This is a genomic window from Streptomyces sp. NPDC020898, from assembly GCF_044333925.1.
Lineage (GTDB): Bacteria > Actinomycetota > Actinomycetes > Streptomycetales > Streptomycetaceae > Streptomyces.
Map to the genome: position 1 here is coordinate 222,864 of NZ_JBIRRV010000009.1, position 13,294 is coordinate 236,157.

The 13,294-nt window shown below is 71.0% G+C and carries 12 protein-coding genes and 1 pseudogene; 4 read left to right on the forward strand and 9 right to left on the reverse strand.

The features are described from left to right. Positions 1–41: 41 nt before the first annotated feature. Genes ACH4TV_RS27865 through ACH4TV_RS27880 form a run of 4 tightly spaced genes read right to left on the reverse strand, consistent with a single transcriptional unit; the run spans position 42 to position 3,248 of the window. On the reverse strand, positions 42–398 hold the full coding sequence (locus ACH4TV_RS27865; RefSeq protein ID WP_398402730.1) for a cupin domain-containing protein: 357 nt from the start codon (positions 396–398) through the stop codon (positions 42–44). After that, the gene (locus ACH4TV_RS27870) at positions 395–1,168 is read right to left on the reverse strand and encodes an HpcH/HpaI aldolase/citrate lyase family protein (protein WP_398402732.1); all 774 of its coding nucleotides are present in this window, start codon (positions 1,166–1,168) and stop codon (positions 395–397) included. Before ACH4TV_RS27870 ends, ACH4TV_RS27865 begins: the two co-directional genes overlap by 4 nt. 28 nt (positions 1,169–1,196) lie before the next feature. Continuing rightward, entirely contained in the window at positions 1,197–2,360 is a 1,164-nt protein-coding gene (locus ACH4TV_RS27875) for an amidohydrolase family protein (protein WP_398402734.1), read from the reverse strand. Positions 2,361–2,387: 27 nt separating this feature from the next. Next, positions 2,388–3,248 carry a fumarylacetoacetate hydrolase family protein gene (locus tag ACH4TV_RS27880; RefSeq protein ID WP_398402736.1) on the reverse strand — a complete coding sequence of 287 codons (861 nt, stop codon included), beginning with the start codon at positions 3,246–3,248 and terminating at the stop codon, positions 2,388–2,390. A gap of 780 nt (positions 3,249–4,028) precedes the next feature. Between ACH4TV_RS27880 and ACH4TV_RS27885 the strand changes: the two genes are divergently transcribed. From ACH4TV_RS27885 to ACH4TV_RS27895, 3 genes and pseudogenes are all read left to right on the forward strand, one after another. Continuing rightward, positions 4,029–5,138: a sugar ABC transporter substrate-binding protein gene (locus ACH4TV_RS27885; protein WP_398402738.1), complete on the forward strand. Its 1,110-nt coding sequence runs from the start codon at positions 4,029–4,031 to the stop codon at positions 5,136–5,138. A gap of 15 nt (positions 5,139–5,153) precedes the next feature. After that, a pseudogene (locus ACH4TV_RS27890) lies at positions 5,154–5,336 on the forward strand (hypothetical protein); the annotation flags it as partial. A 260-nt stretch (positions 5,337–5,596) separates the two neighbouring features. Then, positions 5,597–6,157: a flavin reductase family protein gene (locus ACH4TV_RS27895; RefSeq protein WP_398402740.1), complete on the forward strand. Its 561-nt coding sequence runs from the start codon at positions 5,597–5,599 to the stop codon at positions 6,155–6,157. Between the two features lie 996 nt (positions 6,158–7,153). Here the strand turns inward: ACH4TV_RS27895 and ACH4TV_RS27900 are convergent. Together ACH4TV_RS27900 and ACH4TV_RS27905 are read right to left on the reverse strand one after the other, a co-directional pair. Then, positions 7,154–7,549, reverse strand: a complete 396-nt coding sequence (locus tag ACH4TV_RS27900) for a nuclear transport factor 2 family protein (RefSeq protein WP_398402742.1) — start codon at positions 7,547–7,549, stop codon at positions 7,154–7,156. Further along, positions 7,534–7,986 carry a VOC family protein gene (locus ACH4TV_RS27905; protein WP_398402744.1) on the reverse strand — a complete coding sequence of 151 codons (453 nt, stop codon included), beginning with the start codon at positions 7,984–7,986 and terminating at the stop codon, positions 7,534–7,536. Before ACH4TV_RS27905 ends, ACH4TV_RS27900 begins: the two co-directional genes overlap by 16 nt. A gap of 188 nt (positions 7,987–8,174) precedes the next feature. On the opposite strand from ACH4TV_RS27905, the gene ACH4TV_RS27910 reads away from it, so the two are divergent. Continuing rightward, the gene (locus ACH4TV_RS27910) at positions 8,175–9,209 is read left to right on the forward strand and encodes an aldo/keto reductase (RefSeq protein WP_398402746.1); all 1,035 of its coding nucleotides are present in this window, start codon (positions 8,175–8,177) and stop codon (positions 9,207–9,209) included. Positions 9,210–9,622: 413 nt separating this feature from the next. Here the strand turns inward: ACH4TV_RS27910 and ACH4TV_RS27915 are convergent, their stop codons facing one another. Genes ACH4TV_RS27915 through ACH4TV_RS27925 form a run of 3 tightly spaced genes read right to left on the reverse strand, consistent with a single transcriptional unit; the run spans position 9,623 to position 13,271 of the window. After that, entirely contained in the window at positions 9,623–10,537 is a 915-nt protein-coding gene (locus ACH4TV_RS27915; protein ID WP_398402748.1) for an ABC transporter permease, read from the reverse strand. Then, positions 10,534–11,718, reverse strand: a complete 1,185-nt coding sequence (locus ACH4TV_RS27920; RefSeq protein WP_398402750.1) for an ABC transporter permease — start codon at positions 11,716–11,718, stop codon at positions 10,534–10,536. The genes ACH4TV_RS27915 and ACH4TV_RS27920 overlap by 4 nt, the downstream gene beginning before the upstream one ends. Continuing rightward, a complete protein-coding gene (locus ACH4TV_RS27925) occupies positions 11,715–13,271 on the reverse strand; it encodes an ABC transporter ATP-binding protein (RefSeq protein WP_398402752.1) in 1,557 nt (518 codons plus the stop codon). Before ACH4TV_RS27925 ends, ACH4TV_RS27920 begins: the two co-directional genes overlap by 4 nt. Positions 13,272–13,294: the final 23 nt, after the last annotated feature.

The window sequence follows — 13,294 nt, forward strand, 5'->3', positions numbered from 1 at the left end:
ACTCGGGTGTGGGTGGGCCGCGTCGGTCCCGGCACCGGTCGTCAGGGAAGCAGGTCGGCGCGCGGTGGGACGAAGAAGTCGATGTTCACGCAGGGGGCCTCCGTCGGCTCCACGTAGTGCTCGCTGCCCCGGGGGACCAGCAGGAACGAGCCCGCGCGCATGTCGTGGGCGACACCGTCCACGTAGTAGTTCGCACGGCCCTGGGCGATGTGGACCAGCTGGTCGAAGTCCTCGTGCCGGTGCGGGTTGAGGGTCATGCCGACGTCTAGTTCGTGGTGGCAGATCATCATCTCGTCCGTCGCGTAGACCCGACGGCGTACCCCCGGCCGCACCTGGGTCACCGGCAGCTCGTCCCAGTTGAGGACGGTGCTGAACAGTGCGGCGTTGCGTGTGGTCACTGGTTCTCCTCTCCGGCGGCCGTCCTCAGGGCGGTCGCCAGCAGTTGCAGGTCCGAGCCGACGATCAGGTAGCCGGCGTCACCGAGGCCCAGGTGTGCCGCGGCGTCCCGGGTCGGCGTCCAGCCGCCGAACGCCACCGCCGCCGAGCGGGCGGCCTCGCGTACGCGGTCCACCGCGGCGCGCAGCACCGCGGGGTCGGCCGGCAGGCCCAGGTCGACCGCGAGGTCGGTGCTGCCGACGAAGCACACGTCGAAGGGGGCGAGCAGCTCCGGCAGCGGATCGGTCAGCGCCGTCTCGATCTGGCCGACCAGCACCGGCGGGTCGTCCTGCTCGGCGCCCAGGAAGGCGGCCAACGGGAGCGCGCCGAACCGGGCGGCCCTGTTGGCGAGGCTGACCGAGCGGCGGCCGGCGGGCGCGAACCGGGTCGCGGCCACGAGTGCCTCGGTCTGGTCGACGCAGGTGAGCATGGACAGCTGGATCCCCGCCGCCCCGGCCTCCAGCAGCCGGTTGACGGCGGGGGCGTCCACCTCGGGCACCCGGACGAGAGCCGGCAGGCCGCACACATGGGCGTGCCGCACCAGGTCGACGGCGTTCTGTTCGGTGAGGGTGGAGTGTTCGAGGTCGACGACCACGAACGCGAACCCGGCCGCCTCGGCCAGTTCCACCACGTCGGGCGAGGCCAGTTTGACGAACGTCCCGACGGCGGGTCGCCCCGCCGTCAGGGCCGCGCGCAGCCGGCGCCGCAGCAGGTGGACGTCACCGGCGGTCATCGGGTCCTCCCCGGGGCGGGCCGGCGTCTCATGCCGCCGGCAGACCGCGCCACGGCACGATGTCGACCTCGGCACCGGCGTGCAGCACGACGGACGGCTCCAGGCGCGGCGCGACGATCGTGTTGCCCGAGGCGTCGGGCAGGGTGACCTCGTCGGTCCAGTCGACGACCGTGACGTCGGCCCGCCCGCCGACCGCCAGGCGCCCGTAGCCCTCGGTGTCGAGGCCGAGCAGCTGTGCGGGGGCGACGGTGGCCCGCCGTATGCACTCCTCCAGCGGCGCGCCGAGCGCGACCAGCTTGGAGATGCTCGTGAGCAGGTCGAACACCGGGCCGCGCCAGTTACGGGCGCTGGTGTCGGAGCTGAGGATGTCCGGCAGGAATCCGTCAGCGATCGCCTTGCGTGCCACCTCGAAGCTGAGGTTGCTCTTGCCGTGGGCGGAGTCGAACAGCACACCGCGCTCACGGGCCGCCATGACCGCCGGGTGCACCTGGTCGCCGTCGAGGATGCCGTTCGGCTTGCCGGTGTAGCAGTGCGCGACGATGTCGCCGGGGCGCAGGTAGTCCAGGACGACGGGTACCGGCTCCTCGGTCTCGCCGATGTGCACCATCAGCGGGAGCTGGGCCTGCTCGGCCAGCGCCACCGACTTCTTCAGCAGCGACTCCCAGTGCTCGCCGACGACGTCCTCGGACAGCCGGATCTTGAAGCCGCGCACGATGTCGGGGTGGGCCTCGGCGGTCGCGAGCGCGTCCTCGGGGACCAGGGTGTCGGGGTTGAGCAGCTCGCCGAACCGGAAGTCGATCAGGCCGAGCACCGAGACGTTGAGGAAGTTGACGATGCGCAGCGGGTTCGCCTCGACCACCAGCTTGCGGAAGGCCGCGAACGTCGAGGCGCCCGCGGTGCCGGCGTCCGCCGCGGCGACGACGCCACGGCGCAGGTGGGCCTCTTCGGCGGGAGCGCCGACGGCGGAGACGTACTGGAAGATGTGGGTGTGGCCCTCGACGAGGCCCGGCAGCACGGTGGAACCGGTGACGTCGATCGTGCGGGCCGCGCCCGCCGCCAGCCCTTCCCCGATCGCGGCGATGCGGTCACCGGTGACGGCCACGTCGAGCCGGGCGTTGGTGCCCGACGCCGGATCGATGACGGTGCCGCCGGCCAGGACGAGGTCGTAGGACGACGGGGAAGAGATGGGCATTGGTGTGTGCTCCAGTGTGAGGGGCGGTCAGCTGACCGGTTGGGTCAGCCGGTGGTCGTGCGGTGAGGCGTCCGAGGGACGCACGACGCGGGTGACGAGGGGCAGCACGCCGTCCACCTCGACCCGTACCTCGTCGCCGTCGGCGAGAAAGTGCCCGCGGTCCTGGCCGGTGCCGGCCGGGGTTCCGGTGAGGACGACGTCGCCGGGTTCGAGGGCGGTGAACCACGAGAGCCGGCTGAGCAGATCGGCGACCGGGAAGATCATCCCGGCGCTCGTGTCGTCCTGCATGAGTTCGCCGTTGACCCAGCTCCGTACGCGGATCGCGTCGCGGTCGGCGAGGTCGTCAGGAGTGCAGAGCGACGGGCCGAGCGGCGTGAATCCCGGGTAGCTCTTGGCGAGCGCGGGCGTGGCGGTGGCACGCATGACATCACGCGCCGTCATGTCGTTGGCGGCGGTGATGCCGGCGATCGCGGGCCAGATCTGCGACTCGGACGCCTGGTACAGCGGGCGCCCGACGACGATCGCGATCTCCCCTTCGTAGTCGGGTTCGGTCACGGCCGGCGGGATCACCACCTGTGCGCCCGGCGCCAGGACACCGGACGACGCGGCCAGGTACAGGATCGGCTGCTCGGGCAGTCCCCGGCCGGCCCGGGCCGCCTTCGACAGGTAGTTCAGGCCGACGCCCCACACCGCCCGGGGGCGGCCCAACGGCGCCACGAGCGTGGCTTCGTCGAGCGGGATCCGTCGGCGCACCGCGCACGACTCCAGGCACAGCAGCGATCCCTCCTGTTCGAGGACCGCTCCGACGTGCGGAAAAGCCGTGTCCAACAGGGCGATGGCCCCGTCCTCGATCCGGCCCAGGCCGGCGTGTGTCGTTACCACTCGCATGACGGCATCTTTCAATGCGAGACGACATCATGTCAAGCAATGCGAGACGGCATCGCGCCCAGCGATACGGAGCGTCGGGGCGCGGACACGAAGACACCCCGTCCGGACGTGAGCTGACGGCTAGGACCAGGACCTGTCCGGCCGATCAAGTCGCAGGAAATCGGCGGTACCTCCTGAGTGCCGGTGAGCGGGGTGATGGGGGTCCCCCCGCGCGAGGGTGTTCGAGCGTGGGGGAGCGTGCAGCTGCAAGGCGGAGGAGGGCGTCGACGCGATGGGGGTCCCCCCGCGCGAGGGTGTTCGAGCGTGGGGAGTCGGCAACCGACGACAACGCGGCAGATGTGCGCCCGCCGCGGAGCGGCTGATGTCACGGCCACCCCGCGCCTGCGGCGTGATCGGCCGGACAGGTCATAGTTGGGCGCACGATCAGGGAGCCGCTTCCACGAGGTCGGCCGCAGCGCCCCGCGGGCTGCCGGCCACGGATGCACACGGCGCGGCCACCCCGAGCGCAGCGCCTGGCGTCTCGGAGTGGCAGGTCGAGCGGACCGACGGCTCGGTTCACGCCCTTTCCACCGGGCGCCCGTCGACGTCACGGAGCAGACACCTGGCCGGGGCGGCCCGATGGTGCAGCGCGACTGTCGAGGGCATGCATATTGCGAGATGCCATCTCTCATATCGTATGGTAGCCCCGCTCGATACCGAGGGACGCCTCCGTCTCGGCTTTTGTCAGGTGGGCCGCAATGCAGGTACCCACGTCCGGATCGCGCCTGAAGTGAGCTCCCGATGCGTCGTATCGCCATATCCGCAGCCACCACCACGCTCTCTGTCTCGCTCGTCGGTTGCGGCGGGCTCGACGCGGTGAGCAGCAGCGACGATGCGAGCCCGGCCAAAGGCGACGACATCACCGTGGGGCTGCTGCTGCCCGAAAGGTCGAACCCCCAGTACGAGCAGTTCCATTACCCCGTCATCAAGGCGAAGGTCGCGTCCCTCACCCACGGCCAGGGCCGGGTCGCGTACGCCAACGCCGATGCGAACCCGGGCGAGCAGTCACGGCAACTGCAGCAGATGATCAACGCACAGGTCGATGTGATCCTGCTGGACCCCGTCGACGCGCACGCCATCGCCGGCGGAGTGAAGAAGGCCAAGAAGGCCGGTATTGCGGTCATCGCCTACGACCGGCTGGCCGAGGGCCCGATCGACGGGTACATCACCTTCGACAACGAGCTCGTCGGTGAGATACAGGGCCGTTCCCTCCTGGAAGCCCTCGGCGAGGACGCCGGCGTCTCCGACAAGATCGTCATGATGAACGGCTCGCCCACAGACCCGAACGCCCAGCAGTTCAAGGCAGGCGCGCTCCTCGCGCTCGACCGCAACGTGACGATCGCCAAGTCGTTCGACACCGTGGACTGGAAGCCGCAGACCGCCGAGAAGAACATGACCGAGGCGATCAAGGAAATCGGCAAGAACAACATCAAGGGCGTCTACGCCGCCAACGACGGTCTGGCGGGCGGCGTCATCGAAGCGCTGAAGGCCGCAGGCGTAACCGACCTGCCGCCGATCACCGGACAGGACGCCGAGCTCTCGGCGGTGCAGCGGATCGTCGCCGGCGAGCAGTACATGAGCGCGTACAAACCGTATCCACAGGAGGCCGAACTCGCCGCGGAGATGGCCGTGGCCAAGGCCCAGAGCAAAGGCCTGCAGTTTGACGCCCTCACCCGCGACGAGGTCGACAGCCCCACCCACAAGGGCATCCCCTCGCACTTCGTGCCCGTTGTCGCCCTGACGAAGAACAACATCAAGGACATGGTCATCAGGGACGGCATGTACACACCCTCCGACATATGCGTGCCCCGACTCGCGACCGAGTGCGCGGCGGCAGGCCTGACGAAGTAGGCCCCGGTAACGACACGCGGCATGGTCGAGTTCCGGATCGCCCGGCTACTGGTCGACCTGGCCGGCGTCCCGCCGGCCTTCACCGACGACTACGCCTTCCCCTACGCCTTCTCCGGCTACGTCTACGTCTACGTCTACGTCATCTACGGCACGCTCGGCCCGTGGGGCATGCGCGACCGGTGGCTGGGCCCCCGCCGCCGACGAGAACAACCTTGCCGAGCCCTTGGATCTCATCCGCGGCATTCAATGCGAGATGGCGTATTGACATACGAGACACCCCATCTTAGCGTCGGGGCATCCCTAGCAAAGGCACGACATGATGAGATCCGTTTGCTCCCCGCCGGCCCCCGGGCCGGCCTCCCTGTCGAATCCCGCGACCCGACGACCGTCCCGGATCACTCTCGGCGGCGATGCCTGCGGCGCGCCGGAGTGTGCCGGCGAGACGGCGGTGGCCTGACATGCCCACTCCCTCCGTGGATCACGCCGTCAAGCGCCGCCCGGTCATCCGCCACGACCCGCAGGCATACCGCGACGGACTGTCCTCGATGGTCACGTCTGTCTGTGTAGTCACCACCGAAGTGGACGGGCAGCGGTACGGTTTCACCGCCAACTCGGTGACCAGCGTGTCGATGGACCCGCCGTTGATCTCGGTCTGTCTGGCCGACACGGCAGACGTCCACCCGGCCTTCAGCCAGGCCGAGTCGGTCGCCGTCAACGTCCTGGCGGCCGACCAGCACCCGGTGGCGCAGGCGTTCGCGACAGCCGGCGTCGACAGGTTCGCCGCGGCGCACTTCAGTCCGGGTGAGCTCGGTCCACCCCTGCTCGACGGCGCCACCCTGTCGCTCGAGGGCGCCGTGCACCAGCGCCTCACCGCCGGCGACCACACGATCATCCTGATCGACGTGGCCGGTGTGGTGGTCGGCGGTGGGGAGCCGCTCACCTATCAGGGACGCCGGTTCCACACGCTGAACCCGCTGGAGCCGGCCGCACCGCAGTCGGCCGGAAACGATCCGTCATGACCACCTGGACGACGTCGCTCCCCTGGGCCGTCCCCGGCCCCGTCGAAGACCTCGCGGCCCGTTCATCGGCCTGATCAGCTCGACGCGTACAGCAGCGGCAGCCTGACGCTCTCGGGATGACTTCGGCACCGGGCTTGCGCGCTGGAAGCGATCGGACCGGTCCCCCAGGCCCCCGCCCTGCTGCCATGGCTGACGCCACGCAAGGACGTCGCCCTGCCGGCCGGCATCAACCAGTCGGTGGGTCGGCTCCGCGACCGTCGACGCGGCGCGGACCGGGTCTCTGTCACGGGAGATCCGGACGAGCCACTGACGCCGGTCGGCCTCAGCGACTACGCCGGCAAGTACCTCGGAAGGCTGTCCAGGGGCATGCGACAGCGGTGGCCGTCGTCCGCGCCCCCTGGTCTTCGGCCGGACCTTTCGCGCTCATGGACGAGCCCTTCTCCGCGGCACCGACCACGACGCTCCCGCCCCACCGGCCCACAGCGGACTCGGCCGGGCCGTCCGCGGGCAGGCCCGGCCGACCGGGCCGGCGGGCGTGGCCGGCCGGGCCGGCGGGCGTGGCCGGCCGGGCCGGCGGGCGTGGCCGGCCGGGCCGGCGGGCGTGGCCGGCCGGCTCATGCCAGGAGCTGCGCCGCGATCATGGCGGGCTCCACTGGCAGGTCACCGTCCCTTTTGAGGAAGAAGGAAGAAGAAGGAGACGGTCGCCCAGGGGCTGGGCACAGACGTCGGCTGACACCGGCGCCCGCGTTCTTCACAGGCGCCGCGGCCCGGGTCACCCCCTACCGCGCACCACGTCGTGCCCATCGGCATCGGTGTCTCCAGCGGTCTGCTCGCATGGCGGGCATCTCTCGTTCGCGACAGCGTGACGCTCAGAGAACTGCCGGTCGGGGAAGGCACGGCCACCCCGTCCGCAGAAGAGCGGGCGGGGTGTGCGGGCGGGGCGTCAGGGCAGGCTGCCGGGTCAGGGCGCCGGTTCCGGGCCTGCGGGCCGGGACGTCACGCGAGCTGCCGCTGCACCTCACCGCTGTCCCAGTAGTCCGTCCTACGCGTGATGAGGCCGCCGGCGACGGTGAACACGAAGACCCCGCGTACTCGTACGGGGCGGTCGCCCGCCGAACGCATCCGGAACGTCATGACGTACGGCACCGCGGCCGACCCGCCGTCGACGAGGACGCCCTCGGGCGCGTAGTGCAGGTCCCCGAAGTTCTCGAGGAACCCGGTCAGCGCGGCGCGGTACTCGGCGCGGCCCTTCCTGCTCTGCCCCAGCGACGACGTGTGCTCGTTGACGAAGTCCTCGGCCACGCAGGCGGCCACGGCGTCGGCGTCGTGCGCGTTCAGTGCCGCGAGGTAGGCCTCGACGGTGGCGCGGGTGTCCTTCAGGACGAACCCCACTTCTTGCGGACCGAGGTGAAGACCCGCTGGTCGTGGGAGATCTCGACGACGTTGCCGTCGGGGTCCTTCAGGGCGCAGATGTAGCCGACGGGCTCGGGCATCTGCCTCGGCTCCCAGTGCAGGCAGCCGAGCTCGCGGGCCCGGTCCGCGAGCGCGTCGACGTCCTCCCGCGCCGGCACCTCGATGCCGAGGTGCGCGAACGGGTGCAGCAGGCCCAGCTGGGCGCCCTTGTCCTTGTTGAACGACACCAGGACGAGGACGAACGGCGTCTCGGCCTGCTGGTCGTTGGAGAGCCAGACGCTCTCGCCGTCGGCGTCCTTGAACCGCTCGACAACGACCAGCGGCGTCAGTGTGGTGTAGAACGCGATCGCCTTGTCGAGATCGCCGGTCGGCAGCGCGACGTGAGTCCAGCGTGCCGAAATGAGACCGGTGGCCACGGTACCTCCATCGTGAGTGGTGCGGATTTCTTCGAGACTAGGCGCGTACGCGCCCGTGGGTCGATGTGCTGCGGACACAACACGCAGGCCAGGGATGCTGGCCCCGCGCGACATCGGTTCGCGGCCTGCCGCTGTGCGAGCCTGCGAGAGGACAGCGACAGGGCGTCGGCTGGGAAGACGAGGGCAGCGTGCACTACCGGATTCTGGGTGGGACGGGCATCGAGGTGAGTGAGCTGTGCCTCGGGTCGATGATGTTCGGTGCCTGGGGCAACACCGACGAGGCGGAGTGCCACCGCATGGTGGCGACGGCGCTGGACGCCGGGGTCAACGTCGTCGACACCGCCGACGTGTACGCGTTCGGCGAGTCGGAGGAGATCATCGGCCGGGCGCTGAAGGGGCGGCGCGACGACGTCGTCCTGGTGTCGAAGGTCGCGAGCCGGATGCCCGCGGGCCCGCTCGACCGCAACCGGGGCGGCACCTCCCGGCTGTGGATCACACGGGCCGTGGAGGACAGCCTGCGCCGGCTGGGGACGGACCACCTGGACGTGTACCTCGTCCACCGTCCCGATCCCCACACCGACATCGAGGAGACCCTCGGTGCGCTCAGCGACCTGGTGCGGGCGGGCAAGGTGCGGGCGATCGGCTCGTCGAGCTTTCCGGCCGAGGAGATCGTGGAGGCGCAGTGGGCGGCGCGGCGCGGTGGCCGCGAGCGGTTCACCGTGGAGCAACTGTCGTACTCGGTCCTGGCCCGGCACGCCGAGGCCGCTGCCCTGCCCACCGCGCAACGGCACCGGATGGGCGTCATGGTCTGGAGCCCGCTCAACGGCGGCTGGCTGACGGGCAAGTACCGGGCCGGCGCCGAACCGGCGGGCGACTCGCGCGCGCTGCGCAACAGCGAGCACTTCGACTTCGCCGACGAGCAGATGCGTACGCGCAAGCTCGCCGTCGTCGAGGAACTCGTCCGCGTGGCCGCCGACGAGGGCTGCACGCTCGTCGAGCTGGCCCTGCGCTTCGTGCTCGCCCATCCCGGCGTCAGCACGGCCGTCATGGGTGCGCGCACCCACGACCAGCTCCTGTCCCAACTCACCGCGGTGGACCGCCCGTTGTCGGCCGAGGCACTGGACCGGATCGACGCGCTGGTCACACCGGGCAGCGTCCTCAACCCGCTGGACGTCGGCCACACACCACCGGCCCTGGAGACCCCGGCGCTGCGCCGCCGCTGACGGCGATGCCCCACACCCACGGCGAACACCGGCCCCGCGCACTCGCGGGGCCGGCATCCGCCCTCCCCGGCCCCGGTCCGTCCCGTCCGCCCCACACCCGACGAGTTCGTCACGCCGGGCAGCATCCGCAACCCGGCCAACGCCCCCTGCACACCGCCAGCGCCGAAGACCACGACACCGCGCCGACGGCGACAGCGACGCCACACACCCACGCCGGACCTGGCCCGTCACGTCCGCCCCACACCCGACCGACTCGCCACGCCGGCCGGCATCCGCAACCCGGCCGACGCCCCCCACACACCACCGGCGCCGAAGACCACGACGCCGCGCCGACGGCGATATCGCACACCCACGGTGAACACCGGCCCCGTGCCTTCGCGGGGTCGGTGTCCGTCGTCGTCCGGTGTCGGGCATCAGGTCGACCCGCGCTCGAAGGGGCGGCCGAGTGCGCCGGGTTCCCGGTGCTGGGTGGTGAACAGGAGCATGGCCAGGAGCGCCAGGAGGTACGGGGCCGCGACGAGCAGCTGGGCGTTGAGGGTGACGCCGAGCGCCGGGAGTGCCAGGCGCATCGCGTCGGAGAGACCGAAGACCAGGCAGCCGAGCATGGTCCGGCCGAGCCGCCACGCCCCGAAGATCACAGCGGCGATGACGAGGTATCCGCGCCCTGCGGTCATGTTCTGGTTGAACGATCCGACCTCACCGACCGCGAGGTAGGCGCCGCCGAGACCGGCCAGCGCGCCGGCCCACAGCAGAGCCTGCCGGCGCCGCATGTTCACCTTGATGCCCGTGACGTCGGCGGCCTGGGGGTTCTCCCCCACCGCCCGCAGTTCCAGGCCCCAGCGGCTGCGCTCGACCAGCCACCAGGTGAGCGGTATCAGCGCGAACAGCAGGAAGGCCGGCCAGCGTTCGGAGAACAGCGGCTTGCCGAGGATCGGGATGTCCTGCAGCAGCGGGATCGACAACACCCCGACCTGGTGCGAGACGAACTCGTTCGTCGTGATCAGGTAGCTCGTCAGCCCGAGCACCAGCGCGTTCAGCACCAGGCCGACGACGAAGGTGTTGATCTGCGCCCGGTGGGAGAGGTTGCCGTGCGTGAAGCCAAGGACGAGGCCCGTCAGGACGCCCGCCAGGAGACCGGCGGTGGCGCTGCCGGTCGCGCTCGCTGTGGCGATCGAGGTGAACGCGGCGCCGAGCATCATCGCCTCGATGGAGATGTTCATCGTGCCGGCGCGCTCGGCCACGTACTCACCGCAGGCGGCGAACGCCAGGGGCACGGTCAGCCGGACACCGCTGGCGAGAATGGTGGTGGTGCTGTCCAGAACGCTCACGCGGCTGCCTTCACCTTGGTCGGGACTACGGACAGGCCGGGCGTCGCCTGCGGTGTGGCACCGCGACGCCGGCGGAAGAGATCGACGAGCACGGGCGGCGCGACGAACGCGAGGACCAGCAGTGCTTTGACGACATCGACGAGGTAGTACGGCACGCCCGTGGCCGAGAGGAAATCTCCGCCCGCGCGCAGTACGGCGAACACCAGCGACACCGGGATCGCGACCAGGGGCCGGTTGCGTGCGACGAGCGCGACGAGCAGGCCGTCCCAGCCGAAGTTGTCCGAGAGCCCGGCCTGCAGGCGGTTGGTGCCGACCGGGCTGACCAGCAGCAGCCCGCCCGCCAGTCCCGCGAAGGCACCGGACAGTGCCAGGGTGAAGCCGCCGAGCGCGGCCACCCGTACGCCGGTGTGCTTGGCGGTCAGCGGATTCAGTCCGAGCATGCGCACCCGGAAGCCCCACCGGCTGCGGGTGAGGACCACGGCGACACCGGCCGCGGCGACGAGGGCGATGAACAGGCCGATGTTCCACTGCACGGACGGGTACTGCCCGAAGCCGCCGAGCCGGGCGCCTGCCGGCAGGGGGTTGGACGCCGCGTCGGCGATGCCCGAGGAGCCCTGCGCGCTCTCCTGCAGCCACGGCGTGCTGACGGCGAACGTGACGAGCTGGATGGCGAGGAACGTCATCAGCAGGGTGCTCACCGGGACGTTGACGCCGCGCAGGCGGAGCATCACCGCGCTGAGCGCGGCCCAGGCGCCACCGCCGACGGCCGCGGCGACCAGTACCACGACGACCAGCATCGGGCCGGGCATGGCCAGCCGCAGCCCGACCCAGGCGCCGACCAGGCCGCCGATGAGGACCTGTCCCTCCTGGCCGATGTTGAACGTGCCGGCCGACGCACAGACGCACGCACCGACCGCGACCAGCAGCAACGGCGCCGTGTTGAGCAGCGTCGTCGTCCATCCCGTGGCGTCGGCCAGACTTCCGGTCCATATCGCCTCCGCCGAAGCGCTCGGCGAGCCACCGGTCAGTACGAGCAGCAGCGCGGAGGCGCCCGCGGCGACGGCGAGCAGTACGGCGGTCAGGCCCGCCGTCATCCAGCCGTCGCGCCCGGGCCGTAGCTGGGCGAGAAAGCGCCGGGCGAGGTCGTCCCCGTCCCCCTGCGTCAGTGAGGCGGCACTCATGCGGCCTCACCGCCGACCAGCATGCCCAGTCGCTCGGGGGTCGCCTCCGAGACGGGGAGTGCTCCGGTGATCCGCCCGGACGAGATCACCGCGATCCAGGTTGCAAGGGCCATGACTTCCTCGAGTTCGGTGGAGATGAGCAGCACTCCGACGCCGTCCGCGGCCGCCCTGCGCAGTCGGGCGTACATGTCCTCGATGGCGCCGACGTCCAGTCCGTGGGTGGGCTGCGCGGCCACCAGGACGCTGGTGTGACCGGACAGTTCCCGGGCGAGTACGACGCGCTGCTGGTTGCCTCCGGAGAGGCTGCGCAGCGGCGCGTCGAGCGAGGGCGCGATGATGTTGAACTCGTCGGCGAGGCGACGGGCCTCGGCGTGCATCGCGCGGCGGCGCAGCAGGAACCGGCCGCTGAGTTTGTCGAGCGACTTCATCGTCAGGTTCTCGGTGACGCTCATGTCGAGGACGACGCCGCTCTGGTGCCGGTCCTCCGGCACGATGCCGAGACCGGCCTTTCCGAGCGCGCCGGGCCGGGTCACGTCGACCCTGCGGCCGGCGACCTCGATGGTGCCGGCGGTCGGCAGGACCAGCCCGGCGAGGACTTCGCCGAGCATTGCCTGGCCGCTGCCCTCGACGCCGTAGAGGGCGCAGATCTCGCCCTCGCCCACGGTCAGGTCGATTCCTTGGAGAACCTTCACCCCGCCTTTTTCGACGGTGAGCCCGGCCAGGCTCAGGACAGGGGTGGGCCGGTCGTGGGCCCCGCCCCGGCCCGTGCGGGTCGTGCTGACCGGCAGCAGGCCGAGGGCGGCTCCCTCCTCGTGCAGCGACACGTCACGGCCCACCATCTGGCGGGCCAGTTCCGGCGCGGTGGTCTCGGCGGTGACCGTCCGGAAGGCGACACTGCCCTTGCGCAGGACCGTCACCCGGTCCGTGGCCTGCACGATCTCGGCGAGCTTGTGGCTGATGAGGATGACGGCGCGCCCCTCCTCCTGCACCACCCGGCCGAGCACGGCGAACAGCTCCTGCGACTCGGCCTGGGTCAGCACCGAGGTGGGTTCGTCGAGGATCAGGATCTGAGGGTTGCGCCGCAGACACTTGACCACCTCGACGCGCTGCCGCTCGCCCGCCGAGAGCGCGTCGACGCGCGCCTCGGGGTCGACCGGCAGCCCGTACCGTTCGGCGACCTGGGCGATGTCGGCGCAGATGGCCTGCTTGTTCACCGCGCCGGTGTCGCCGAGTGCGACGTTCTCCCACACGGTGAGCCCGTTGATGAGGCTGAAGTGCTGGTGCACCATGCCGATGCCCAGCTCGGCCGCCTCCTGCGGGCTGTCCAGCGCGACCTGTTCACCGCGCACCAGCACGGTGCCGGCGTCGCGCCGGATCAGTCCGAGCAGAACCTTCATGAGACTGGACTTGCCCGCCCCGTTCTCGCCCAGGAGACCGTGGATCTCGCCGGCGTCGACGGTGAGGTCCACGGCGTCGCAGGCCGTGACGGACCCGTAGGTCTTGGTGATGCCACGCAGCTCGAGGATCCGGGCCGCTGAGGTCGTCGGTGTCATCGCGTGTGAATCTCCTGGGTCGG

Coding starts and splice junctions, on each gene's coding strand:
- ACH4TV_RS27925 (WP_398402752.1), bottom strand. CDS start 13,271: ATGACACCGACGACCTCAGCGGCCCGGATCCTCGAGCTGCGTGGCATC.
- ACH4TV_RS27920 (WP_398402750.1), bottom strand. CDS start 11,718: ATGAGTGCCGCCTCACTGACGCAGGGGGACGGGGACGACCTCGCCCGG.
- ACH4TV_RS27870 (WP_398402732.1), bottom strand. CDS start 1,168: ATGACCGCCGGTGACGTCCACCTGCTGCGGCGCCGGCTGCGCGCGGCC.
- ACH4TV_RS27895 (WP_398402740.1), top strand. CDS start 5,597: ATGCCCACTCCCTCCGTGGATCACGCCGTCAAGCGCCGCCCGGTCATC.
- ACH4TV_RS27885 (WP_398402738.1), top strand. CDS start 4,029: ATGCGTCGTATCGCCATATCCGCAGCCACCACCACGCTCTCTGTCTCG.
- ACH4TV_RS27880 (WP_398402736.1), bottom strand. CDS start 3,248: ATGCGAGTGGTAACGACACACGCCGGCCTGGGCCGGATCGAGGACGGG.
- ACH4TV_RS27875 (WP_398402734.1), bottom strand. CDS start 2,360: ATGCCCATCTCTTCCCCGTCGTCCTACGACCTCGTCCTGGCCGGCGGC.